At 46.1% G+C, this 683-nt stretch carries 2 tRNA genes and 1 rRNA gene; all 3 read right to left on the bottom strand.

Features of this window, described 5'->3' with window-relative positions:
* Positions 1-183: 183 nt before the first annotated feature.
* Positions 184-259 (bottom strand) — tRNA-Ala (locus tag CPA45_RS22540).
* 105 nt (positions 260-364) lie between these two features.
* Positions 365-441 (bottom strand) — tRNA-Ile (locus tag CPA45_RS22535).
* Between the two features lie 191 nt (positions 442-632).
* Positions 633-683 (bottom strand): 16S ribosomal RNA (locus CPA45_RS23050); the annotation flags it as partial.

The raw sequence follows: 683 nt of genomic DNA, 5'->3' as shown, positions 1-683 counted from the left end.
GAGACGTATCACAAAACAATTACGTATAAACGTTTTAAAAACGTTTATGTCAGCATGATATACATTGTTAAAGAGCGGCTGTTCGATGAACAGTGATAAGGCGGCGTCATAAAACACAACGACTTATCAATGGTCACGAAACATTTACAAACGGCATTTAAGATAAAAAAAGCTAGTACGTAATGGTGGAGCCAAGCGGGATCGAACCGCTGACCTCCTGCGTGCAAGGCAGGCGCTCTCCCAGCTGAGCTATGGCCCCATTAACACATAACTTTTCCGGGCAATTTTATTCAGAACAAGGCATTTTATGGCGAAGCATAACCTGCTATGCGAGGCATAAAATAACGCAGTGCTAGATAAAATTTGGTGGGTCTGGGCAGACTTGAACTGCCGACCTCACCCTTATCAGGGGTGCGCTCTAACCAACTGAGCTACAGACCCGGGCATTCAACCATCAGCAGGCACAATAAACCAGTTAGCTGACCTCACCCTCCTTTCCATTTAAGGTCAGGGGGTGCGTTCTAACCAACTAAGCTACAGACCCTTATGACAGCTAAAATAGCTACCGTTTGCTCTATCACTTGATCAGGTAATTCATTGTGAGCACTTACCGCGAGGGATGATGCATCGTTTAAGGAGGTGATCCAGCCGCAGGTTCCCCTACGGCTACCTTGTTACGACTT

The organism is Vreelandella nigrificans, from assembly GCF_002374315.1.
Taxonomy (GTDB): Bacteria; Pseudomonadota; Gammaproteobacteria; order Pseudomonadales; family Halomonadaceae; genus Vreelandella; species Vreelandella nigrificans.
Note: the sequence above shows the minus strand (reverse complement) of the source record. Positions and strands in the feature narration are given on the sequence as shown.